A 24054-nucleotide genomic window follows, 5' to 3' on the forward strand; every position below is an offset into this window, starting at 1 on the left:
CTAGCGGAAGGGGTAGGCGGCCGAAAGGCGCGCGACACGTTGAATTCGCCGGGACCGGCGGTGAAGACCCCTTGTAACCCCACTCGCTGGGCTTTCTATGCCCCCGGAAGGCACCGGCGAGGCGCCAGGGGCAGGCGGCAATGTGGGATAACCCCCAGGCCCCTGGCTGCCCGGCTGGTGGACTAGGGGCGAGGGGGCACGGTGGCCGCCTGGCCCGGGGGTTCCGGGGAGATGAGGTCCATGCCGTTGAAGACCCGTCCATTCAGACGGCGCGCCAGTTCCAGCGCGGCCTTCAGGAAGACGTCCTCGGAGAAGACTTCAGAGGTTCCCACGACGCCGACCAGCCACTTGGTTCCACCCACGAAGCGAAGCAATTCGGTCTTGGCGGGTTCAGGGAGGTCCTCACGTCGCCAGAAGTGACCGCTGGTACCCAGGATGATCCTGCTGAACGGATCCAGCGGTCCGGTGTACTCCAGGGAATTGAACGTGAGCGTTCCCTGGGCGCTCTTGAAACTGGCGGAGTTCCATCGCTCGGGTTCACCCTCCCAGTGCAACAACCACCCGGGAAGCACATCCCGCACAGCCTCGATGGCTTGGTGATCAACGACCGGGCTGTAGATGGTGCACCGCACGCTGCCTTCCTCTCTTACCTGGGACGCTCACCGGATGTCCCCGTCTACCAGGTGACAGGGGACCGTCCCAGTTCGAGCCTAGACTCGTGGCTCGGGGGAGATGAGGTCCATGCCGTTGACGAAGACCCTTCCGTTCAGGCGGCGCGCCAGCTCCAGCGCGGCCTTCAGGAAGACGTCTTCGGAGAGGACCTCCGAGGTTCCCACGACGCCGACCAGCCACTTGGTATGTGCCACGAAGTCCTGCAACTCCTCCCTGACGGGTTTGGGAAGATCCTCGCGGCGTCCAAAATAACTGTAGCTACCGAGGATGATCTTGCCGAACTGATCCATCGGTCCCGTGAACACCAAGGAGTTGAACGTGAGCGTTCCCTGGGCACTCTTGAAGATCGCGGAACTCCATTGCTCGGGTTCGCCCTCCCAGTGCAGCAACCACCCGGGAAGCACATCCCGCACGGAATGGACAGCCTGATGATCAATGACCGGGCTGTAGATGGTGCAACGCACGTTTCTTCCTCTCTTTACCGGGGACGTCCACCGGAATTCTCCCGGCCTCCAGAATGGCCCGTACGAGCATGCGTGTCACGATCAACCAGTTGGAGCGTCAATCCGTCTTCATGGTGATGCCAGGTCAGCCCCGGAATGCGCGGCCAGCCCTTGTTGATGGCCTCGAGTTGCTCTGGGGTAAAAATGGCTTTCATCACTGGTTTTTGCTCCAGTGTTTCCCGGAGTTGGCGTGAAGCCTCCGTGAACTGGCGGGTGTCGCTCACCTCGGGGCCGCGGAGTTCCTCGGGGATGATGATCTCCACGATGGGTTCGAAGACCGGGTAGCCACCGCTGTTGTAGAGAACCCCCGTCACCGGATGTTTCTGGCCCGCCATGTGCTCGTTCTTGTGCGAGCGGGCCTTCTCGCATTCCGAGACCTGGCCGGGCGCGTGGGCCGTGCCCGGGAGGAGGACGAGCGCGGCGACCCGGACCCAGAAGGGCATGGGGAGTGCGATGGGCTGGGGCGCCCTGTCTGGCGGTGACTGCACGGCCGTGGGGCTCGGCGTCGGTGATGGGATGGGAGGCCGCGGCTGGGGGCTCGGCGCGATGCGGGGCGGAGACGAGGGCTCGCCCGGCGCATCCAGGCCCGGTGGTGGAGGGCCCGGCCGGAACACGGGCTTCGGTGCGGGGACATCCGCATGGCCGGACGGATGGGCCATGAGCCGCAGGGTCCCCTGCCTCATGGGCGCGAAACCGGTGGAGGGGCCCGCCGGTGCCCGTTCCCCCTCCCGCGCCTCTCCGGCGTGCCACGCTTCGTCCCTGGCGCTCGTTTCATCCAGGAACGAGGGCGTGAGCGGGCGGTACCTGGAGTGGGCGAGCAGGCCCCCCACAGGTGGCCGCAGGGGCCTCCGCGAGGCACACCCGACGGAGAGTACCCACGCTGCCAGCACCAGAGCCCATGTCCCCGCGCGATGAAGACAGGGGCGCGGGCCCCGGGAGGACTGGAGCGGCCAGGTGCCGGAACGCGGAGGCATGTCGGACCTCTTCCCTGGAAGCGATAGGAGCTCGGGACTTCACTCCTGGATTACAGGGAAGGTCTGACAGTCAGGTTCCGTGCGCTCTTGCTCAGGTGTGGCCGACGAGGACCCCGGGGCCGACGTAGACGGTGCCCGCCGGGCGCAGGATGTAGGTCCCCGTCGAGACGTCGTAATAGATGTTCGCGGTTCCGCCAGTCACCGCCCGCGCCTCGCCCTCGGTGAGCTCGGGGAGCCGCGAGAGCACCTCCGCACCGCGCCGGGACGCCTGGTTCTTGTTCATCGTCCTCATGTCCGTATCCCTCCTGACTGCGTTTCGTTCAGAGGGGTTACGCGCCCGGCCCGCGTTTGGATGGGTGCGGCTCCGTGGCTCGGAACACGCCCGGCTGGCTGCCCGGTGCTTACTGTGTGCTGCGGCCCGGGCCGTGGAATGATGGGGGCATGTCGAGGCCGCTGATCACCACCGTGGGTTGCTGCACCAGCACCACCGCCCGCATCGCCATCACCGCGAAGAATGGCCTCTCCCATGCCCGGCTCGCGTTCCGCTCGGGGGAGGGCGCCCTCCAGGAGCGCACCCTGCGCCTGTGCCGGCCCGAGGGCTCCTCCTTCCTCCACGGCTCGTTCGAGCTGGAGGGGCTCGCCGTGTCCTCCACGGTCGAGTACGCGGTGGCCGTCTCGTCCTCGGAGGAGGGGCTTCCCTCGCTCCAGGAGCTCTCGTGCGCGAGCGGCCTCTCCCGCTTCCGGCTGCTGCCTCCGCCCGGCCAGCCGCTGCGCATCGGCCTGGTGAGCTGCAATGGCTGCCACACGGTGACCGAGCCCTCCCGGCGCCATGCCATGTGGAAGCGGCTCGGCGAGGTGGTCGCGGCGGGGGAGGTGGACCTGCTCATCCACCTGGGAGATCAAATCTACGCGGACCACATCCGCGAGGCGTGGCAGCGCGCCGGCCACGATGACTGCCTGACGCCCCAGAACGAGGAGCTGATGCAGCGGCTGCGCGAGTCCTTCCGCGCCGTGTATTGCGAGACGTGGCAGCGGCCGGAGATCGCCGCGGTGCTCGGCTCGGTGCCCTCGATGATGATGTGGGACGACCACGACATCTTCGACGGATGGGGCTCCCACGACGAGGTGTCTCCCGCGGACCGCGCCTTCTTCGAGGCCGCGCGGATGGCCTTCTCGGAGTTCCAGCAGCGCCTGAACCCTCCGGGCTTCAGCGACTCGTTCGGCTTCGGGTGGGTGAGCAATGGCCTCGGCGTGCTGGTGCTCGATGGGCGCTCGCACCGCAACTGGCGGGAGCAGACGATCATCGGCCGCAAGCAGTGGGCCGAGACCGATGCGTGGCTGGAGGCCCAGCTGAACGCGGGGCTCAAGCGGCTCTTCGTCGTCACGGGCGTGCCCCCGCTGCATGCGAAGGTGGCCGCGGCCAGCAAGATCCTGGAGAAGCTCGGGCTCACCTCGTTCCTCGGGGACGTGCGGGACTCGTGGATGGAGCCCAACAACGCCGAGGAGCTGCGCAAGCTGCTCAACCGGCTCTTCGACTTCCGCAAGCGCGCGCCCGGCACCGAGGTGACGTTGGTGGGCGGAGACGTGCACGTGGGCACGACGGCCCGCCTGCGCTCCCAGATGCCCTCCCACAAGCGCAATGACTCCGATCAGCCGGAGATCACCCAGGTGGTCTCCAGTGGCATCGGCTCCGAGCCGCCCACCGGCCTCCTCCGCAAGGTGGTGGAGTTCGGCATCGGCTCGGACGCGGTGGACATGTACCAGGACCTCTTCTGCGGGAGGCTGCTGGAGCTGCCGGGCAACCCGGATGGGCGGCTGCTCTTCCGGCGGAACTTCGCCGTGCTGGACCTGGGATCGACTGGGAAGGACGGGTGGGATTCCGACGGGAACCTGCGCGTGCGCTACTACGCCGAGGGCCTGGAGCGCCCCATCGAACAGACGCTGCTGGCGCTCTAGGCGCCTGTAAACCACCCTAAGGCCCGACCATCTGAAGTATGGTGCGTGACATCCAACAGTGTCGCTTCGAAACCTAAATCTCAAGGATCACCATAAACGGCTAGTTCGAGCAAAAGTAGATGCTGTTTCGACTTGCCAATCCGACACAGGACTTTTCGATGAATACGCCTCAAATAATTCCAGAGTCATTCGAGCCCACGAGAAAAACTCTCGGTACAATTCTCAGCTTCGCAGAACCGCAGGTTCTGCGGGTGCCCCCTTATCAGCGGCATTATAGTTGGGAGGATGAGCAGGTGAAGAGCTTCTGGGACGACTTGGTTGCCTTTCGAGGGCGCCATCCCGGAGAAGCCATTCAGAAAAAGTTCTATTTTCTTGGTGCGGCAGTGTTGGTCAACACTGGGAGTGAGTATCTAATCCTGGATGGCCAGCAGAGGTTGTCGACAGCTACCATACTTCTCGCGGCGATGCGTGATGTCATCCGCAATGCAAATCGTGCTGCTGCTGATCAAGTTCAGAACCAGTATTTGCTGCGTGAGGATTACTTCAAGGGCAAAAAGAATCCGAAGCTTTTGATGAATGATAGCGACAGGGATTTTTTCCGCCAGCATATCCAAGAGTTCAGCGACGCTCCGCCCGTTGCTCCAAAGAAGACGGCTCCGCGTTCGCACCATCGGATCGCAAAGGCCTACAAAATATTTCGCGATCGACTAGAGCAAGGCTGGATCAAAGCCCGATCGAAAGAGGACGACATTAGTTGGATTGGAGGTCTGCTACAGGCCTTGACGGAAAACATGGCTCTTGTTGCGGTGACAGCTACTGATGAAGACAGTGCTGCCTCGATCTTTGAGACCCTCAATGATCGTGGCATCGGTCTAAGCGTTAACGACCTCTTGCGTAGCTGGGTGCTCTCCAAGGTTGATGAGGAACAACGCGCTGACGCTTTGGACTTCTGGAACAAGGCCGAAGCCGATGCAGGCCAAGGCCGCGGTGCTGGTGACCTGATTCGCCGCTCATGGGTTTCGACGCATGGTGATGTCAAAGCCCGCAGTCTATACCGAACGGTGAAGTTCACCCTTGAGGGTGAGGCGGACAAATCAGGGACAGCGCTCTCTGAGGTTTGTCTCGATTTTTCTCGTCGGATTCGGGACGACGCAAAGAATTATGAGCAACTCGTAAGCGCAGAGCATGAGGATCTTGAGACTGCCGAGCTGTGGCGATTTTTTATGAGTGCGAAGGCAACTGCGGCACATGCCACTCTCCTGGCGGCGATGCGCGAGCTTCAAGACGCCGAGGTGCGTGTACTGACGCGTGCGCTCGAATCTCTCATTGTGCGACACAACATCATTTGTGCTCGGGACCGTTCTGAATTCGAGACCGCCGTATATGAAGCGGCAGTCAACATCTCTTCGAAGAAGGGGCTGGCCTCTGCGCTGGAGAGGCTGCGAGCCCTGTCTCCGGATGAGCAAGAGTTTTCCGCGTTGTTTGCAAAGGTTTCTTTCAAGAAACAGCAGGCAACAATTGCGCAGCACCTCCTCAGGAGGCTGGAAGCCCGTCTTTCTCCCAGCGAGGAGACTTTTGTCGCTCAGGCAAAGAAAGTTCATTTGGAGCATATCTACCCCCAGCAGCCCACTACGAAATGGGAGCACCATGCGGATTATGTGGACCGGCTTGGCAACCTGACATTGCTGGCTCAAAAGCTAAACAGCGGTGCGAGTAACAAAGATTTCAACAAAAAGAAGAGCGAGTACTATTCGAAGAGTGTTTTGAAGCTGAATGAGTATTTCAAGAATGTAGCAACGTGGGGGGCTGCGGAAATCGAGGCACGGCAAGAAAAACTGGCAGAGTTCGCACAGCAGATCTGGCCGAAATCTCTCGTATCCGACCCCTGAGAGGAACGACGTGGTGGGCTTGCTCCGGTTGTGTCGGTCAAGCTCATTCGGCTCGGACTCGGTGGACATGTACCAGGACCTCTTCTGCGGGAGGCTGCTGGAGCTGCCGGGCAACCCGGATGGGCGGCTGCTCTTCCGCAGGAACTTCGCCGTGCTGGACCTGGGCTCGAGCGGGAAGGACGGGTGGGATTCCGACGGGAACCTGCGCGTGCGCTACTACGCCGAGGGCCTCGAGCGGCCCATCGAACAGACACTGCTGGCGCTCTGACACGAAGCGCCCCTCGGGGGACAGGGCGTCGTCTACACTGGCCGCGTGACGCGCCCCTCCGAGCAGAGTCCTCCTCCAGGAATCCGCGCCAGACTCCACGAGATCATCTTCGAGTCGGACACCCCGGCGGGGAAGGCGTTCGACGTGGCGCTGCTGTGGGCCATCCTCCTCAGCGTGCTCGCGGTGATGCTGGAGAGCGTGGGCCCCATCCGTGCGAGGTACGGGCCGGTCATCCGCATCGCGGAGTGGGTCTTCACCGTCCTCTTCACCCTGGAGTACGTGCTGCGGCTCGTCTCGGTGAGCCGCCCCGGGCTCTACGCGCGCAGCTTCTTCGGGCTGGTGGACCTGCTGGCCATCCTGCCCAGCTACGTGAGCCTGATGATGCCCGGGGCGCAGTCGCTGCTGGTGCTCCGTGTGCTGCGCCTGCTGCGCGTCTTCCGGGTGCTCAAGCTGGTGAACTTCCTCGGGGAGGCCGAGGTGCTCCTCACCGCCCTGCGCGCGAGCCGGCCGAAGATCACCGTCTTCCTCGGGGCGGTGCTGAGCACGGTCGTCATCATGGGCTCGGTGATGTACATGGTGGAGGGCGAGGCGAACGGATTCGACAGCATCCCGCGTGGCATGTACTGGGCCATCGTCACCATGACCACGGTGGGCTTCGGTGACATCACCCCCAAGACGGTGCCCGGGCAGTTCATCGCGTCGGTGCTGATGATCCTGGGCTACGGCATCATCGCGGTCCCCACGGGCATCGTGTCGGTGGAACTCGCGGCCGCCTCCCGTCCAGGCCTCAACCCCGAGGCCTGTCCCGGCTGTAGCGCGGAGGGTCATGACGTGGACGCGGTGCACTGCAAGTTCTGCGGCACCCGCCTCTGATCCAGCGCCCTTCTTTCGCGACAAGTCCCGATGGGGTTGCCCCGCGCCGCGTGTCTCTGCGAGCGTCCCGGGGACCTCGGGGCACAACGCCCGCGAGGGCTCATCCTGAAGGCTGACATGCATACACTCCGCGTCCTGATCACAGGCGTCCTCCTCCTGCTCGTGGGGAGCCCCGCGAGCGCCGAGGTGCCCGCCGCACCCGCGTCCACTCCCTCCGCCGCCTACCAGTGGCTGGACATCTCCCTGGAGCTCACGGCGCGCGAGGTGGATCGCCGGGGGGCACGCCCCACGGTGCTGTCGCGCACGTTGGCCATCGCGCTGACGGCCATGTACGACGCCTGGGCCGCCTATGACCCGCGCGCGGTGGGCACGCGCCTGGGCGGCTCGCTGCGCCGTCCCGTGGCCGAGCACACCCTGGCCAACAAGGAGAAGGCCATCGCCTACGCCGCCTACCGCGCCCTGGTGGACGTCTACCCGGACGGGCGGGACTATTGCGCGGAGCAGATGCGTCAGCGCGGCTTCGACCCGGACGACCTGTCCACGGATCCGTCCACGCCGCAGGGGGTGGGCAACCTCGCCGCCGCCGCGGTCCTCGCGTACCGGCGCCATGACGGCTCCAACCAGTTCGGCGACGAGCCGGGCTCCAACGGCGCTCCCTACTCCGACTACACCGGCTACGCGCCCGTGAATCCGCCGGACCGCATCCTCGACCCCAACCGCTGGCAGCCCATCACGTTCGATGACGGGCACGGTGGCAAGGTGACGCCCGGCTTCCTCACGCCGCACTGGTACCGGGTGACGCCCTTCGCGATCGAGTCCAGCAGCCAGTTCCGCCCGCCGCCTCCGCCCCGGGTGGGCTCGTCGCAGCTGCGCCGCGAGGTGAAGGAGAACATCGACTTCAACGCCTCCCTCACTCCCGAGGAGAAGGCGCTCGTCGAGTTCATGCGCGACGGCCCGCGCTCCACGGGCCAGTCGGGCCACTGGCTGCGCTTCGCCCAGGACGTGTCGCGGCGGGACGGCTACGGGTTGGACCAGGACGTGAAGCTCTTCTTCGCCGTGTCCAACGTGGCCATGGACGCCTTCATCGCCGCCTGGGAGGCCAAGCGCTTCTATGACACCTCCCGCCCGTGGACGCTGGTGCGCTACTACGAGGCCGGCAAGGAGCTGTGGGGCTGGGCCGGTCCGGGGCAGGGGGTCGATCGCATCGCCGCCGAGCAGTGGCATCCGTACTCGCCGTCCACGTTCATCACCCCGCCGTTCCCCGGCTATGTGTCGGGGCACAGCGCGGTGAGCGCCGCGAGCGGCCGGATGCTGGAGCTGTTCACCGGCAGCGACACCTTCGGCAAGACGGAGTACCTCACGGCGGGTGCCCTCACGGAGCCGGGCTTCCCGTGCAACGTCATGCAGCAGCGCAAGGGCAAGCTCTCCAAGGACACGGAAGCGGACTGCCAGGTGGCGCTGCACCTGCCCACCTTCAGCGCGACGGCGGAGATGGCCGGCATCTCCCGCGTGCTCGGCGGCTACCACATCCAGGCGGACAACGTGATGGGGCTGGAGCTGGGGCGCCGGGTGGCGGACTTCGTCTGGCCCCGCACCCGCGCCTACTTCGAGGGGACGGCCCAGGTGGGTGAGGCGCCGTAAGCGACTCGATGGGCACGCACAGGCCCATCGTCCGGTGTGCCGGGCGGTGGGCGTGTGTGAAATCCTGGGGTGGGAGGAACGGACATGAGACTCGATGTCTTCTCGGAGATGCAGCACCCCAAGGAGCGCTGGGGTGAGGCCAACCATGAGCACCGCCTGTTCCAGGAGACGCTGGCGCAGGCGAGGCTGGCCGACGAGATGGGGTACGGCGTGTGGTGGCAGGTCGAGCATCACGGGGCGGGGGAGTTCAGCTACAGCTCGGCGCCCGAGTGCATGCTGACGGCGATCGCCATGAGCACGAAGAGGCTGCACGTCGGTCACTCGTCCGTGCTGGCTCCCGCGCGCTTCAACCACCCCATCCGCGTCGCCGAGCGCGCCGCCTTCATCGATCACCTGAGCGGGGGCCGCTTCCAGCTCGGCCTGGCCCGGAGCACCCTCCCCGAGTGGAGGACCTTCAACATCGACCCCGACTCCACCCGGGGGCAGATGCAGGAGGCCTTCGAGATGCTCCCGAAGATGTGGACCCAGGAGTCGTTCTCCTGGGAGAGCCGCGACTTCCAGATCAAGAACCTCAACATCGTGCCGAAGCCCTACCGCAAGCCGCACCCGCCGCTCTGGCAGGCGTGCTCCAGTCCGGCCTCGTTCGAGCAGGCCGGGCGCAATGGCGTGGGGGCGCTCGGGGTGACGCTGTGGGCCTCCCTGGAGGAGGTGGCGGAGATGATCCACATCTACCGCGAGGCCATCCGCAAGCACTGCAAGCCCGTGGGCCAGTACGTGAACGACCAGGTCGCCTTCTTCACCTTCGTGCACTGCGCGGACAGCGAGCAGGAGGCGATGGAGAACGGCGCGGCGAGGGCGGCGGCCCGGTACACCAGCGGCTCCTTCACCTTCTTCGAGGCGAAGGACGCGTTCATCAAGACGGCCGCCGAGCTCGAGGCCATGGCGAAGGATCCGGCCGGGGGCGGGCTGACCGGCCAGTACCTGCGGAAGAAGGACCCGAACGCACCTCACTCCCGGGCGCAGCGCGTCATCGGCCGGATCCTGCAGGGCGAGGACATCCCGGACCAGGAGGTCTGGGAGGTGCTGAGCGAGCAGGAGTCCCTGATCGTCGGAACGAAGGACCAGGTGCGCAAGCGGCTCGAGCGCTACGAGGCGCTCGGCATCGACGCCCTCATGTCCTTCCACCAGGTGGCCCCCATCTCGCACGAGAAGGTCATGAAGAGCCTCCGCCTCACGGGCGAGCTCATCCCGGAGTTCAACACCCCGAAGACGCCCTAGGGACATGTCCGGCACCCGCCTCCGAGTCCGGGAAGCGGGGGGCCACACGGTTGAAACCCGGGCCGGAGGGCCGCCGAGCAGATAGCGGGCATGTCCCGCGCCCGTCGCGGGTATAAGGCGGCGCCAATGGCCGTCCGTTTCGAGCTCGTCACCACCGACCCTACCGGGGCCCGTGCCGGGGTGCTGCACACCCGGCGTGGCTCCATCCCCACGCCCGTCTTCATGCCCGTGGGCACCCACGCCTCCTTCCGCCACCTCGGCATGGAGGAGGTGAAGGCCACCGGCGCGAAGATCATCCTGTCCAACACGTACCACCTGATGCTCAAGCCGGGCATCGACGTGTTCAAGCGCTTCGGCGGCATCCACCCCTTCATGCAGTGGGATGGGGCGGTGCTCACCGACTCGGGTGGCTTCCAGATCTTCTCGCTGCCCGAGGATCGGCTCATCACCGAGAAGGGCGCGCACTTCCGCAGCTTCCACGACAACAGCCGCCAGCTCCTCAGCCCCGAGTCCAGCATCGCCATGCAGCAGGCGATCAACTCGGAGATCATGATGGTGCTGGACGTGTGCATCGACTCGCGCACGGACGAGGCCGGCACCCGTGAGGCCATGGAGCGCACCCACCGCTGGGCCCTGCGCAGCCTCGCGGCCAGGAACCAGGTGGACACGGGCCAGGCCCTCTTCGCCATCGTCCAGGGCGGCGTGCACCCGAACCTGCGCGACGAGAGCGCCGCCTTCCTCACCCAGCACCCCTTCGACGGCTTCGCCATCGGCGGCCTCGCGGTGGGCGAGACGAACGAGGAGCGCAAGGCCATGACGGCCCGCGCCGCCGCGTCGCTGCCCCAGGACAAGCCTCGCTACCTCATGGGCGTGGGCACCCCCACGGATCTGCTCGAGGCCGTGCTGCGCGGCGTGGACATGTTCGACTGCATCATCCCCACGAAGATGGCGCAGCAGGGCTACGCCTATACCTTCCAGGGGCTCGTGCGGATTACCCGTCAGGTGTTCCGGCTGTCGGACGAGCCGTTGGACCCGACGTGCGACTGCCCCGTGTGCAAGCGCTTCAGCCGCGGCTACCTGCAGCACCTCATGAGCGGCAAGCACCACATCGGCTCGCGCATGCTGTCCGTGCACAACGTGCACCACTACCAGCAGCTCACCTGGAAGATGCGCGATGCCATCCTCCGGGGCTCCTACGCGCAGGCCTACCGCGAGCTGAAGCAGCTCGTCGCCACGCCCAAGGATCTCAAGGACGCGAAGCTCGAGGCGGGCGCCGGTGCCGTCACCCTGAAGGAAGTGGGCTGAGCGCGTGGACTCCCAGAACCCTCGGGATGGTGACTTCGAGCTGGTGACGTTGCGCAATGGCTCGCGGGCGGTGCGGCACCTCGGACACGGGGAGGTGATGCACCCCTCGGTGGGCCCGTGGCAGGAGGCGCTGCGCCTCTACGTGGATCAGCCGCGGCTGGCCGAGCGCCTGCGGACCCCGGGCGAGCCGCTCGTCATCCACGACGTGGGGCTGGGAGCGGCCACCAACGCGGTGGCGGCGCTCACCTGTGCGCGCGAGCTGGGCGCCGAGCGCCGGCGGGCCCTGGAGCTGGTGAGCTTCGAGGTGGACCTGGCGCCGCTGCGGCTGGCGCTGGCGGACGCGGCGGGCTTCCCCTTCCTGCAACCCTTCCGCGAGGCGGCCGAGGCCCTCATGCGCGATGGCGTCTGGGAGGCCGAGGGCCTGCGCTGGCGGCTGCACCTGGGGGATGCGCAGGGGCTGATCGACGCGGGGCTGCCGAAGGCGGACCTGGTGTTCTTCGATCCGTTCTCCCCGGCGTCCAACCCGGAGATGTGGACGACCCGGGTGCTGACCCAGGTGAGGGCGTGCTGCCGGGAGGACGGGGAGGGGGCGCTGCTGCTGACGTACAGCGCGGCGACTCCCACGCGCGTCACGCTGCTGCTGGCGGGCTTCTACGTGGGGGCGGGCGTGTCCACGGGAACCAAGGGGGAGACGACGGTGGGAGCCACGCGCCGCGAGTCCCTGGCTCTGCCGTTGGGAGAGCGCTGGCTGGAGCGGTGGCGCCGCTCCTCGTCCCGCGCGCCCCATGGGGAGCCCCTCACGCCGGAGCTCGAGGCGCGGGTGCTCGCCCATCCGCAGTGGCGCGTGGGCTGAGCGCCTCGGGGCGAGCCACCGGAAGGTGCCCCGCCCCTGGAGGTGCTTCGGGACTACGCCGGAGGCCGGGTCGAGGCCTGACCCGCCGCGGAGCCGCGCGCGGCGAGCTCGGGCGAGACGGCGGCGTCGGCCTGCTCGGACCAGCGCACGTGGTAGGTGGCGGACTGGCCGTCGAAGCCCTCGGGGACGACGGCGACGCGCTGGCCGCCGGACAGCTCGGCCGCGCGGGCCAGGGCTCCGGCCACGAAGGTCGGCTGATCCGCGCCGATATCCGTCAGCCAGAACTCCACCTCGGTCGGCCCCCGCTCCACGATTCGCACCTCACTGCAATTGGTGCTGGTCCGGAAACAGAGCCGGGCCTGCGTCAGCGCCCTCCGGGGACCGAGCAGCCGGGCCACGCCCAGCAGCGCCCGCCCGAAGAGGGTGGAGAAGTAGCCATCCATGAAGCGCTCACCGAGGGAGTAGTACGCCGCCTCGGCGGGCATGCCCGCGTAGATGTGGTCCGCCGCGATGCGGAGGAAGTGCTTCCACTGCTCGAGCGTGTAGGTGGGGGTTAGCTTCTGCTCCAGGTCGAGGCCCGCCTCACGCAGGCGCAGACGGCACGCGGGCGTGAGTCGGTTCTCGAGTGCCTTGAGGAAAAGCGCCTCGACGGTCCCTGCATAGACGAGCTTGTCGCCGGTCATAGGCCCCCTGGTATATCCGGTCGGCGGCCGTCCACGCTACATGCCTGTTCAGGCTGCGTGCACTTATGCACGTGAAGTGAACAAAAACCGTGGGTTCGGCGTGAGCCTGGAACACCCCGTGCGCTCCGGTTTGACGGGTGGCACAGGTGCGGGGGTGTGGGAGTGTGTCAGGGGGACTGTTAACGGACCGGATTCGGACTAACGTTTAGACCATCAGGAGGTTCATCCATGCGTCCACTTCGTGTGTCCGATGACATCGTTCCGGTCAGCGACTTCAAGGCTCAGGCATCCGAATGGCTGCGGCGCATCGGGGAGTCCGGGCAGCCGCTGGTCATCACCCAGAACGGCAAGCCCGCTGGTGTCCTGCTCTCGCCCCAATCGTTCGACAGCTTGATGGAGCGGGCTCGTTTCGTCGCGGCCGTGGAGGAGGGGCTCGAAGACGCGGAGTCCGGACGGGTCCATTCACATGAAGCCGTCGTGGCCGAGATGAAGCAGCGGTACCGGAAGTCCGAGCCCAGGTGAGCCAGCGCAAGCCACCACCAGCGCCGGAGGAGTGCCCTTCGCGTGACGTGGTCTGGACGGAGCGCGCCCTGAACGATCTGCGGGCGATTGGCGACTACATCGCCGCGGACAACCCCATGGCCGCGGAGCGATGGGTGGGCCTGCTCATCGCCACCGCCGAGTCCGCCGCGGCCACGCCCTTCGCCGGGCGTGTCGTTCCAGAGCTGCGGCGCGAGGAGGTGCGGGAGGTGTTCCGGAAGGCGTACCGGGTCGTCTACCGCGTCCGGGAGCAGACGATTGAAATCCTCACGGTTTTCGAGGGCCATCGCCGTTTCCCCGGAGAGCTCCTCGCCGGGGATGAAGAGCCCTGATGGGGCCGGAATGGGGGTCGGACTCCTTTCGTTGACCAGGGATGGCCTCGGACGCCGTCATGCACTTTTCCCGGATGGCGGCCTGCCCTCCCGCCTAGAGTCCTGACCAATGGTGACGATCGAAACCTCCCGTGCGCCGCTCGCGGCGCTGCTGCCCGACCGCTCGAAGGGTCCCCTGGATTCCGATGAGATCCTCAGCCGCTTCGTCGGCTGGGTCGAGTCCACCGGCCTGTCCCTCTACCCGGCGCAGGAGGAGGCCATCCTCGAGCTCCTCGGCGGCAAGCACCTGTTCCTCAAGACCCCCACGGGCTCGGGCAAGTCGCTCGTCGCCATGGCCCTCCATTTCAAGGCCATGGCCGAAGGTAAGGTGTCCTACTACACCTGTCCCATCAAGGCGCTGGTCAACGAGAAGTTCTTCGCGCTGTGCGAGGCCTTCGGACCGGAGAACGTGGGCCTGCTCACCGGCGACGCGGCCATCAACCGCGAGGCGCCCATCCTCTGCTGCACGGCCGAAATCCTCGCCAACCTGGCCCTGCGCGACGCCACGCTGAGCGCGGACTACGTGGTGATGGACGAGTTCCACTACTACGCGGACAAGGAGCGCGGCATCGCCTGGCAGATTCCGCTCATCACCCTGCCGCGCACCACGTTCCTGATGATGTCGGCGACGCTCGGGGACACGCACCTCATCGAGGAGCGGCTGCAGGAGTTCACCGGCCGCGAGGTGGCCAGTGTGCGCAGCGCGCAGCGCCCGGTGCCGCTGGACTTCGAGTACCGCGAGACGCCGCTGCACGAGACCCTCCAGGACCTCATCCGGCAGAACAAGGCGCCCATCTACCTGGTGAACTTCTCGCAGCGGGCCGCGGCCGAGCAGGCGCAGAACCTGATGAGCGTGGACTTCTCCACCAAGGAGGACAAGGAGGCCATCCGGCAGGCGCTGATGGAGGCTCCCTTCGACACGCCCTACGGCAAGGACTTCCAGCGCTTCCTGCGCCACGGGATTGGAATGCACCACGCGGGCCTCCTGCCCAAGTACCGGCTGTTGGTGGAGCGGCTGGCGCAGACGGGCCTGCTCAAGGTCATCAGCGGCACGGACACGCTGGGCGTGGGGGTGAACATCCCCATCCGCACGGTGCTCTTCACGCAGCTCTTCAAGTTCAACGGCGACAAGCTGGCCACGCTGAGCGTGCGCGACTTCCAGCAGATCGCCGGCCGCGCGGGCCGCAAGGGCTTCGACACGCAGGGCAGCGTGGTGGCGCAGGCCCCCGAGCACGTCATCGAGAACGTGAAGATCGCCCAGAAGGAGGCCAAGGGTGGCAAGCGCCTGCCGCGCAAGCCTCCGCCGCAGAAGGGCTTCGTCAACTACGACAAGAACACCTTCGAGCGTCTGCAGGGCGGTATCCCCGAGGCGCTCGAGTCGCGCTTCGAGGTGACGCACGGCTTCCTGCTCAACCTGCTGCAGAGCGAGATGGTGGGCGGCGCCGAGGGGTACCAGCGGCTGGTGCGGCTCATCTTCCGCTCGCACGGCTCGGAGTACATCAAGCGCCGCAACCTGAAGGAGGCCGCGGCGTGCTTCCGGACCCTGCGCAACGCGGGCCTGGTGCTCGTGCAGAAGGGGGAGGGCGGCTCGGGCGCGACGGTGGCGGTGGCGCCGGGGCTGCAGCGGGACTTCTCGCTCAACCAGACGCTGTCGCTCTACCTGCTGGACACGCTCAACAAGCTGGACCACGAGGCGGAGACGTACGCGCTGGACGTGGTGACGCTGGTGGAGTCCATCTGCGAGAACCCGGAGGTGGTGCTCTACGCCCAGCTGCACGAGCTCAAGGGCAACAAGATCAACGAGCTGAAGGCCCAGGGCATGGAGTACGACCAGCGGATGGAGGAGCTGGAGAAGCTCGAGTGGCCCAAGCCCAACCGGGACTTCATCTACACCACCTTCAACGCCTTCGCGGAGAAGCACCCGTGGGTGGGCGCGGAGAACATCCGGCCCAAGTCCATCGTCCGCGACATGTTCGAGCGCTACCTGTCCTTCCACGACTACGTGCGCGAGTACGGCCTGCAGCGCAGCGAGGGCGTGCTGCTGCGCTACCTGGGTGACGTCTACAAGGCGCTCACCCAGACGGTGCCCGAGCGCTACCGCAACCAGGAGGTCAACGAGATCATCGAGTGGCTGCGCGCGATGATCCGCTACGTGGACCAGAGCCTCCTGGAGGAGTGGGAGCGGATGAAGAACCCCGGCGAGGTGGTGGTGCGCCGGGCCGAGGCTCCGGACCGCAAGCCGCAGGATCTCACGGACGATCCGCGGGCCTTCGCGGCGCACGTGCGCAACGAGCTGCACCGGCTGCTGCGGGCGCTCGCCTACCGGCGCTACCCGGACGCGCTGGCGCTGCTGCGGCAGGAGGAGGGCGGGGAGCAGTGGACGGTGACGAAGCTCGGGGAGGCGATGACGCCCTACTTCGAGGAGTACAAGAGCGTGGTGCTCACCCCGCAGGCGCGCCGGCCGGCCCACACCTTCCTCAAGGAGACGGGAGAGCGGCAGTGGGAGGCCCAGCAGCGGATCCTCGACCCCGAGGGCCATGCCGACTGGATGCTCGACTGCGTGATCGATCTCACCGGACGCAAGGTGGACGACGGTCCGTTGCTCACCCTGCGCCGCATCGGGACCTGACGCGGCCTCACTTCTTTCCGGCGCCCTCGTCTGGCGCCGCGGTGTCCTTCTCCGCCTCCTTCCCACCCCTGGCCTCCTTGCTCGGAGGGGTGGGGAGCGTGGGCGGGAAGTCATTGAAGCGCCGCCACAGCTCGTAGCCGAGCGGGACCTGGCCCAGCATCACCCAGCCGTGGACGCGCACGCCCTGGCGCAACCAGCGGCTGTCCGGCCAGTCCGCTCCGGGGGAGGGAACGGCGAGGAGACGGAACTGGCCGGGGCGCTCCGTGCCCGCGTCGATGATGGCCACCTGCCCGCCGAACGTCCCCACCGCCGCCGAGGGCCAACCGCTGAACTGCAGGGCGGGCCACCCCTCGAATTGCAGGCGCACCTCCTGGCCGCTCGCGAGCAACGGCAGGTGGTTGCCGTCCATCCACAGCTCCACCGCCTGAGAGCGGGTGTCCGGCACGAGGATGGCGAGCTCCTCGCCCTGCTTGATGTAGATGGTGTCCGCGCCGGCGGTGCGGCGGAGGATGGTGCCGTCACGCGGAGCCGTCACCTGCTGGCGTCCCTGCTGGGCCAGGCGCGTGTTGATGCGCGCCCGCGCCGCCCGGGCGTCGGTGAGATCCTTGAGCATGCTCGCCTCCTTGAGCTGTGCCTCCTCGAGCTGCTTGCGCGCGGAGAGCCCCTGCTCGAGCAGCCGGCGCTGGCGGGTCACGTCGCGGCGTGCCGTCTCCAGCGCCTGTCCGGCGGCGGCCTCCGCGGCCTGGGCCGCCTGCTGCTCCGCCCGCAGGCGCTCCATCAGCTTCGGATCATTGTCCGCGATGCGCGCGATGGGATCTCCCTGCCGCACGTGCGTGCCCTCCTGGACGAACCACTCCTCGAGCCACCCCGCCACGGGGGCGTCCACGCGCTGCTGCCGCTCCGTGGGCGAGTACGCCACCACGTGGCCTTCGCCATGGGCCGTCTGCTGCCAGGGGATGAAGGCCAGCGCCACGGCGAGCAGCAGGAAGAGCACGCCCAGCCAGCGCGCCAGCCTCCGGGCGAAGCCCAGGGGCCGCACCCGCTCGAAGGCACGCACGCGCGGATCCTCCAGGGGCACCCGGTATTTCATGCTCAAGGCCGCACCTCTTCCAGCCGCCCGTCCTCCAGCCGCAGGACCCGATCGCAGCGCGCGGCCAGCTCGGGGATGTGCGTGGTGAGCAGCACCGTCCAGGGCGCCCCGGGCGCCAGTACCGTGTCCAGCACCTGCGTGCGCACGGACGCCTCGAGGCTGTCGAGCGCCTCGTCCAGCACCAGCAGCCGGGGCCGCCCCACCAGCGCGCGGGCCAACATCAACCGCTGGACCTGTCCGGTGGACAGGGGCAGGTGGCCTCCGCTCAGCCACGTCTGAAGGCCCTCGGGCAGTACGGCCACCTCCTCCAGCAGACGCACCGCCGCCAGCGCCTCACGCACCTGGTGCAGCGACAGCTCCTCCCGGCCCATCCGCACGTTGTCCAGCAGTGTCCCATCGAACAGGGCGATGCCCCGCACCAGCGCCACCTGCGAGCGCATGTCCTCCAACCGCACCTCCCGCAGGTCCACCCCATCCAGCTCCACCGCCCCCTGCGTGGGCGTGCGCAGGCCGAGCGCCAGACTCGTCAGCTGGCTCTTTCCCGCGCCGTGCCGCCCCATCACCGCCACCCGGCTGCCCGGAGCCACCTCGAGCGTCACCCCCTTCAGCACGGGGCGTTCCGCTCCCGTCGCGGCCAGCGTCACGTCCTGCAGGCGCAGGGACGCCGGATGCGCCTCTTCAGGGGTCTGTTTGCCGGGCAGGGGCTCGCCGCCCTCGCGCTCCAGCGGCAGGTCGAACAGGTGCCCCACCTTGTCCACCGCGGCCAGCAAGTCGTAGAGGCTCTCCAGGTACTTGCCGATCTTCGCGAAGCTGGAGACCACGGGCGTCACCACCAGCTCGGCGGCCACCAGCTGGCCCAGGGTGAGCTGCTGGCGCACCACCAGCCACCCGCCGAGCCCCAACAACAGCGAGCTCGCGAGCGCCTGTAGCGCCAGGGAGCCGAGCACCTGCCGCAGCAGCACCCGGAAGTGGCCCTGGCGCGCCTCGAGATAGGCCACGGTGACATCATCCGCCCGCCGCAGCGCGAGCGCGGCGCCGTGGGGCCCGGTGAAGGCCATGGGCACCCGGGCGAGCTCCTCCAGCCAGGCCACCACCTCGTACTTCCGGTAGGACTCCTCCACGCTGGTGCGCACCGCGCCCCGCCCCAGGCCGAGGATGACGAAGGCCATGCCCGCCAGCAGCAGCACGTCGAAGCCGAGCAGGAAGGGGCTGTAGAGGGCCAGCAGCACCATCCCGATGACCGACTGCAGCACCAGCGCGAAGCCGTCCAGGAGGATGAGCGCGGTGGCCTTCTGGATGGTCATCACGTCCAGGAAGCGGTTGACCAGCTCCGTGCCCCGGTGCGCGTCCCAGGCCTCCTGCCGTGTGCGCGCCAGCCGCCAGGCCACGTCGATGGCCATGCGCGCGAAGAGCCGTTGCTGGAGCCGCTCGGTCACGGCCACCTGGATGCCCCGGAGCCCACCGGCCAGCACCAGCATTCCGAACACCACCAGCGCGAGCACCACCACCGGCTGCAACAACGTCCCGAAGGCCGCGGTGTTGACGAGCGACTGCGCGGCGATGGGCACCACCAGCGACAGGACGCCCACGGCGATGCCATAGAGGAGCACCACCCACAGGTCACCCCGCTCCGGGGCCATCACCGCCCGCAGCCGCTGCCAGGGCGTGGGGGCGTCCGCTGCATGCGCCATGTCCGCTCATTCCCCCCACCTTCCTCCGTCCTCTCGCGGAAGGTGGCCTCGCACCGTGTGCATCTCCCCGCTGCCCGCCAAGCGTGGAGCGCGTGGGCGGCCCGCCGTTGTCGTCCCGCCGACGCCGGGTGCGACTGGAGGGCGTGTTCTCTCACCGCCGTGGACCGGGGGCGGAAGTGGCACTAGGGTCGCGCCCCGTATGCCTCCCATCCGTCACGTGGATCCGCAGCTGCGCCGGGACGTCCGGCTCCTGGGCCGGCTGCTCGGCGAAGTCCTCATCGAGCAGGAGGGCCAGGCCCTCTTCGACCTGGAGGAGCGCGTCCGGCGCCTCTCCATCCAGCGCCGCCGCGGGCCGAAGACCGAGCGCCGCGCCGCCGCCGCGGAGCTCGCCGCGCTCTTCCGGGAGATGCCCCTGGAGCGCGCCGAGCCCGTGCTCCGCGCCTTCTCCACCTACTTCCGCCTGGCCAACCTCGCCGAGCAGCACCACCGCATCCGCCGCACCCGCGAGCATGCCTCCGGTGGAGCCCAGGGCCCCCAGCGCGGCTCGCTCGACGCGGTGATGCAGGCGCTGAAGCAGGCGGGCATCCCCGCCTCGCGTGTCCGGGAGATGCTCGTCTCCATGCGGGTGACGCTCACCCTCACCGCGCACCCCACCCAGGCGGCGCGCCGCACGATGCTGCAGAAGGTCTACCACCTGGCGCGTCTGCTCGAGGAGCGCGACCGCGGCCACCTGACGCCTCGCGAGAAGGCCGACACCCTCGAGTCCATGCGCGAGGAGATCACCGCCCTCTGGCAGACGGACGAGCTGCGCCGCGAGCGGCCCACCGTGGGCGACGAGGTGAAGAACGTCCTCTGGTACGTGGAGGAGGTGCTCGCCGATCAGCTCGCGCTCATGCCGGAGACGCTCGACTGGTCCTTCGAGCGCGCCTTCGGGGAGCCGCTGGGTGTGCTCGCGACCCCGGTGCGGCTGCACTCGTGGGTGGGCGGAGACATGGATGGCAACCCGCTGGTGACGCCCGAGGTGCTCGCGGACACGCTGCGCGCCCACCGTGCCCGCGGACTGCGCGCCCTGTTGGGTGAGGTGTACCGGCTGGGCTGGGTGCTCACCCAGGCGGAGCCGCATGCCTATGTGTCGAAGGAGCTGCGGGCCTCGCTCGAGAAGGACGCCACGGAGCTGCCGGACGTGATGGCCCGTTATGGCTCGCGCACCACGGGCGAGCCCTGGCGCCGCAAGCTGCGCTTCATGGAGGCCCGGCTCCAGGCCGCCCTGGAGTACGTCGAGGGCCGCCGCGCCGGCCGGACCGAGCCCCTGGCTCCCGCCGCCTACCGCTCGCCCGCGGAGATGTTGAGCGACCTGGAGCTCCTCGAGCGCTCGCTCATCGACGCGAAGTCGAGGCATGCCGGGTTGCGGCAGGTGCGCCGGCTCATCGCCCGGGTGCGGGTCATGGGCTTCCACCTGGCCGAGCTGGAGGCGCGCGCGCCCGCCGAGGACGCCCGGAGCGCCGCCGCGTCGTTGGACGGAGGACCCACGCCCACCGTGGGCGGCGCGCGGCTGCTGGCCGTGCTGCAACGGATTCGCGAGGCCCAGGCCGAGTCCGGTGAGGGGTGCTGCCGGACGCTCATCCTGTCGATGGCCTCCACCGCCGAGGACGTGCTCGCGGCCTTCACGTGCGCGCGCAAGTCCGGCCTGTGGGACGAGGCCCGCGGGTGCGCCACCGTGGACGTGGTGCCGCTGTTCGAGCAGCTCGGCGCGCTCGATGACGGGCCCAAGGTCCTGCGCGAGCTGTTCGCCCACCCCGAGTACCGCAAGCACCTGCAGGCCCGTGGCGTGCAGGAGGTGATGGTGGGGTACAGCGACTCGGGCAAGGAGGTGGGGTTGCTGGCCGCCAGCGCGGCGCTCTACCGGGCCCAGACGGCGCTCACCCAGGTGGCGCACGAGGCGGGTGTGCAGCTGCGGCTCTTCCACGGACGCGGTGAGACGGTGGCCCGCGGCGGCGGCCCCGCGCACGAGGCCATCCTGGCGCTCCCGCCCGGGAGTGTCGCGGGCACGTACAAGGCCACCGAGCAGGGCGAGGCGTTGGATCACAAGTACGCCCGGCCCGAGCTGGCCCGGCGCACCCTGGAGCTGGTGCTGAGCGGAGTGCTGCTGCACTCGCTGGACGCGCAGCCGCGCGTGGCGGCCCAGGAGGAGGCCCCGTTCCGCGCCGCCTTCGACGAGCTGGCCGAGCTGGGCCGCCGCGCCTACCGGGGGCTCGTGTGGGAGGACCCGAACTTCGTGCCGTTCTTCCAGGCGGCCACGCCCATTGAGGAGATCGCCGCGCTGCCCATCGGCTCGCGGCCGAGCAAGCGCGCCGCGGGAGGACTGGAGTCCCTGCGCGCCATTCCGTGGGTGTTCGCCTGGACGCAGAACCGGGCGATCCTGCCGGGGTGGTACGGCGTGGGCACGGCGCTGGAGGAGTACGGCTCGCGGCCCGAGGGCCTCGCGCAGCTCAAGCGCATGTACCGCCAGTGGCCCTTCTTCCACACGGTGATCGACAACGTGGCGATGGTGCTCGCGAAGTCGGACATGGCCATCGCGTCGCGCTACGCGGCGCTGGCACCGGAGTCGACGCGTCCGCTGTGGGAGCGCATCCGCGCCGAATACGCACGCACCCGCCGCTGGGTGATGCGCGTGACGGGCGAGGCGCGCATCCTGGAGAGCAACCGGCAGTTGCGTGACAGCATCGCCCTGCGCAACCCGTACGTGGACCCCATGTCCTTCCTCCAGGTGGAGCTGCTGCGGCGCAAGAGGGCGGGGGCGGCGAACGTGGATCGCCCCCTGCTGCTCACCCTGGCCGGCATCGCCGCGGGCATGCGCAACACGGGGTGAAGTGAAGCTGCCGTGAACGGACCCGAACACCTCCTCCCTCTCCCCTCGGGAGAGGGTCGGGGTGAGGGTATCTGTCCCCGTTCCGCTGCCCGGTCACCCCGCCGTACGTCTCGACCCCGCGAATCCCAGGGCCACCAATCCCGCGAGCGCCATGGCCCCGCCCACGGCACAGACGCCGGGCCAACCCCAGCGGCTCCAGGCCATGCTCCCCCACCACGCGCCCGAGGCACCCCCGGCGAAGTACGTCACCATGTAGACGGTGTTGAGCCGGTTCCGGGCCTCGGGTCGCAGCGCGTAGACACGGGCCTGGTTGGAGATGTGGTTGGCCTGTGCGCCCAGGTCGAGGAGCACGACTCCGAGCGCGAGTCCCCACAGCGACTGCCCCACCACACCGAGAACCCCGAAGGACAGCAGCAGGATGCCAATGGCGAGCGCATTGACGCGCCGGTCTCCGCGCGTGTCGGCGTAGCGGCCCGCGAGCGGCGCGGCGACAGCGCCCGCCACGCCCACCCGATACCCTCACCCCGTCCCTCTCCGGGGGGGAGAGGGGAAATTACGGCACGCAGGCTCCCACTCCCGCGAAGTCCTGCAGGGGCTCGCAGTGTCCCGACGTGCAGCCTGGTTCTCCCGAGGGTGATCGGCACAGCTCGCGGCACGCGCGTCCCGCTCCGTTCGTCACGCACGCGCTCCCCGGCCGGCAGTCATTCGAGTACGTGCACGCCGCTCCGTCCTCCACCGTCCCCGCCGTCACGCATACCGGCCCGCTCTCCAGCGAGGGGTAGCACCCCAGCGCGCTTGCGCAGCCCTGCGCCAGCAGATCGCATGCAGACACCGCTTCCCCGCACACCCTCGGCAGCTCGTCCGAGCCCGTGAAGCGCAGCACCTCGGTGCAATCCTTCGGCGCCGTGCACTGCTCACCGGTGCGGCAGAACTTCTCGCACGTGAACGCGGTGCCTCCGTCCGGCTCCGCGTGATCCGTGCAGTACAGCCCCGCCTTGCACGTGTCGTAGAAGTCGCCCTCGGGCGTCGCGGTGCTGGTGCAGGCCCCGCCCTCCGCCACCGTCCCGTCCGGCACGCAGCGGCGGCTCGTCACGCTCCCCTGGCGTATGTAGGTGCACTTGTTCCCCGCCGGGCAGCCCTGCGCCACCGGGTCACACTCACCAGGAAAGCAGCGATTCCCCTGTCCGCCATCCTCCAGCACGCCTCGCAGGCAGATCGCACCCGCCTCACAGCCCTGCTGCCCCGCCACGTCACAGGCCGTGGCCGTCCCTCCATCCGGGCCCGGCGTCCCTCCGTCCCCGCCACCCCCGTTCCCGGCATCCACCACCCCCGCGTCGCTCCCCGGGCCTCCACTGCCGTTGCGGCAGCCACCGGCCATCAGTCCCACCACGAGGACACCGCTCAACAGAATCACGTTCGCCCGCATTCCTGGCCCCTGCTGGAGTGACGAACGGGACTAATAAGACGTCCCGGGAGAAACGGGCCCCCCTTGAACAAGACGTGGGGGACAGCGGACACTTGGCGACCTGACGAAGTCCTGGAGCGGCGGTTTTCCGCACCCGGGGCTTCCATCCGAAACACGCCCGAGGGAATCAGTGCGCATGACCATGAAAACGGCCGAGGCTGCGGAGATGTCGGCGGTGGCGGGGGCCAACCGGAGGGCCCACGAGCGGGTGACGGCCACGTTCGATGTCCGCTTCCAGGACACGGAGGACGCCGCGCGCGCCCTGCGCGCCTACTCCCTCAACCTGTCGGCGGGAGGCCTGTGCCTGCGCACGCGCCGCTCCTACGACGTCGGCTCTCACGTCCGCCTGCAGATGACGGTGAGCGGCGAGGACTTCGACCTCGAGGGCATCATCTCGTGGGTGCGCGATGACGCCGAGGCCATTGGCGTGCGCTTCGTCGGCGTCTCCGAGGCGGACCAGGTCCGCCTGCAGCGCGTGGTGGCCAGCTTCAAGCGTTGAGCTGA

The 24054-nt window shown here is 68.3% G+C and carries 21 protein-coding genes and 1 pseudogene; 13 read left to right on the top strand and 9 right to left on the bottom strand.

Going from position 1 to position 24054, the window contains the following annotated elements:
* Positions 1-182: 182 nt before the first annotated feature.
* From AC16DP_RS07630 to AC16DP_RS07645, 4 genes are all read right to left on the bottom strand, one after another.
* Complete coding sequence (locus AC16DP_RS07630; RefSeq protein WP_329728615.1) at positions 183-632, bottom strand: hypothetical protein; 450 nt, start codon at positions 630-632, stop codon at positions 183-185.
* Between the two features lie 78 nt (positions 633-710).
* Positions 711-1136, bottom strand: a complete 426-nt coding sequence (locus AC16DP_RS07635; RefSeq protein ID WP_329728616.1) for a hypothetical protein — start codon at positions 1134-1136, stop codon at positions 711-713.
* A gap of 14 nt (positions 1137-1150) precedes the next feature.
* Positions 1151-1618, bottom strand: a complete 468-nt coding sequence (locus AC16DP_RS07640; RefSeq protein WP_329728617.1) for an HNH endonuclease — start codon at positions 1616-1618, stop codon at positions 1151-1153.
* 622 nt (positions 1619-2240) lie between these two features.
* Positions 2241-2441 (bottom strand): hypothetical protein, encoded by a 201-nt coding sequence (locus tag AC16DP_RS07645; RefSeq protein WP_329728618.1) that lies wholly within the window; start codon positions 2439-2441, stop codon positions 2241-2243.
* Positions 2442-2590: 149 nt separating this feature from the next.
* On the opposite strand from AC16DP_RS07645, the gene AC16DP_RS07650 reads away from it, so the two are divergent.
* The 8 genes from AC16DP_RS07650 to AC16DP_RS07685 all read left to right on the top strand — a co-directional run bounded on the left by AC16DP_RS07650 (position 2591) and on the right by AC16DP_RS07685 (position 12212).
* Positions 2591-4105, top strand: coding sequence for an alkaline phosphatase D family protein (locus AC16DP_RS07650; protein ID WP_329728619.1), 1515 nt, complete (start codon positions 2591-2593; stop codon positions 4103-4105).
* Positions 4106-4263: 158 nt separating this feature from the next.
* Positions 4264-5994, top strand: a complete 1731-nt coding sequence (locus AC16DP_RS07655) for a DUF262 domain-containing protein (RefSeq protein ID WP_483956665.1) — start codon at positions 4264-4266, stop codon at positions 5992-5994.
* A gap of 67 nt (positions 5995-6061) precedes the next feature.
* Complete coding sequence (locus AC16DP_RS07660; protein ID WP_329728621.1) at positions 6062-6262, top strand: hypothetical protein; 201 nt, start codon at positions 6062-6064, stop codon at positions 6260-6262.
* Between the two features lie 45 nt (positions 6263-6307).
* On the top strand, positions 6308-7135 hold the full coding sequence (locus AC16DP_RS07665) for an ion transporter (protein WP_329728622.1): 828 nt from the start codon (positions 6308-6310) through the stop codon (positions 7133-7135).
* 117 nt (positions 7136-7252) lie between these two features.
* On the top strand, positions 7253-8776 hold the full coding sequence (locus AC16DP_RS07670; protein WP_329728623.1) for a vanadium-dependent haloperoxidase: 1524 nt from the start codon (positions 7253-7255) through the stop codon (positions 8774-8776).
* Positions 8777-8860: 84 nt separating this feature from the next.
* Positions 8861-10054, top strand: a complete 1194-nt coding sequence (locus tag AC16DP_RS07675; RefSeq protein ID WP_329728624.1) for an LLM class flavin-dependent oxidoreductase — start codon at positions 8861-8863, stop codon at positions 10052-10054.
* Positions 10055-10180: 126 nt separating this feature from the next.
* Complete coding sequence (gene tgt, locus AC16DP_RS07680) at positions 10181-11359, top strand: tRNA guanosine(34) transglycosylase Tgt (RefSeq protein WP_329728625.1); 1179 nt, start codon at positions 10181-10183, stop codon at positions 11357-11359.
* A gap of 4 nt (positions 11360-11363) precedes the next feature.
* Entirely contained in the window at positions 11364-12212 is an 849-nt protein-coding gene (locus tag AC16DP_RS07685) for an MnmC family methyltransferase (protein ID WP_329728626.1), read from the top strand.
* 53 nt (positions 12213-12265) lie between these two features.
* Here the strand turns inward: AC16DP_RS07685 and AC16DP_RS07690 are convergent, their stop codons facing one another.
* Positions 12266-12895: a TIGR02265 family protein gene (locus tag AC16DP_RS07690; protein WP_329728627.1), complete on the bottom strand. Its 630-nt coding sequence runs from the start codon at positions 12893-12895 to the stop codon at positions 12266-12268.
* Positions 12896-13123: 228 nt separating this feature from the next.
* On the opposite strand from AC16DP_RS07690, the gene AC16DP_RS07695 reads away from it, so the two are divergent.
* The 3 genes from AC16DP_RS07695 (at position 13124) to AC16DP_RS07705 (ending at position 16435) form a co-directional block, all read left to right on the top strand.
* Complete coding sequence (locus AC16DP_RS07695) at positions 13124-13417, top strand: type II toxin-antitoxin system Phd/YefM family antitoxin (protein ID WP_329728628.1); 294 nt, start codon at positions 13124-13126, stop codon at positions 13415-13417.
* Positions 13418-13464: 47 nt separating this feature from the next.
* Positions 13465-13767 carry a type II toxin-antitoxin system RelE/ParE family toxin gene (locus AC16DP_RS07700; RefSeq protein WP_329728629.1) on the top strand — a complete coding sequence of 101 codons (303 nt, stop codon included), beginning with the start codon at positions 13465-13467 and terminating at the stop codon, positions 13765-13767.
* A gap of 109 nt (positions 13768-13876) precedes the next feature.
* Positions 13877-16435 carry a DEAD/DEAH box helicase gene (locus tag AC16DP_RS07705; RefSeq protein WP_329728630.1) on the top strand — a complete coding sequence of 853 codons (2559 nt, stop codon included), beginning with the start codon at positions 13877-13879 and terminating at the stop codon, positions 16433-16435.
* Positions 16436-16442: 7 nt separating this feature from the next.
* Here the strand turns inward: AC16DP_RS07705 and AC16DP_RS07710 are convergent, their stop codons facing one another.
* Complete coding sequence (locus tag AC16DP_RS07710; RefSeq protein ID WP_483956664.1) at positions 16443-17531, bottom strand: efflux RND transporter periplasmic adaptor subunit; 1089 nt, start codon at positions 17529-17531, stop codon at positions 16443-16445.
* A complete protein-coding gene (locus AC16DP_RS07715) occupies positions 17528-19216 on the bottom strand; it encodes a peptidase domain-containing ABC transporter (RefSeq protein WP_329728631.1) in 1689 nt (562 codons plus the stop codon). Before AC16DP_RS07715 ends, AC16DP_RS07710 begins: the two co-directional genes overlap by 4 nt.
* 199 nt (positions 19217-19415) lie before the next feature.
* Here AC16DP_RS07715 and AC16DP_RS07720 point away from each other — a divergent pair, with 199 nt between their 5' ends.
* Entirely contained in the window at positions 19416-22085 is a 2670-nt protein-coding gene (locus tag AC16DP_RS07720) for a phosphoenolpyruvate carboxylase (protein ID WP_329728632.1), read from the top strand.
* 93 nt (positions 22086-22178) lie between these two features.
* Here the strand turns inward: AC16DP_RS07720 and AC16DP_RS07725 are convergent.
* Both AC16DP_RS07725 and AC16DP_RS07730 read right to left on the bottom strand, forming a co-directional pair.
* Positions 22179-22595, bottom strand: a pseudogene (locus AC16DP_RS07725) (MFS transporter); the annotation flags it as partial.
* Between the two features lie 43 nt (positions 22596-22638).
* Positions 22639-23499, bottom strand: coding sequence for a hypothetical protein (locus tag AC16DP_RS07730; protein ID WP_329728633.1), 861 nt, complete (start codon positions 23497-23499; stop codon positions 22639-22641).
* Positions 23500-23686: 187 nt separating this feature from the next.
* Here AC16DP_RS07730 and AC16DP_RS07735 point away from each other — a divergent pair, with 187 nt between their 5' ends.
* The gene (locus AC16DP_RS07735) at positions 23687-24049 is read left to right on the top strand and encodes a TIGR02266 family protein (RefSeq protein WP_329728634.1); all 363 of its coding nucleotides are present in this window, start codon (positions 23687-23689) and stop codon (positions 24047-24049) included.
* The last annotated feature ends 5 nt before the right edge of the window (positions 24050-24054 follow it).

The organism is Archangium sp. (assembly GCF_057119385.1).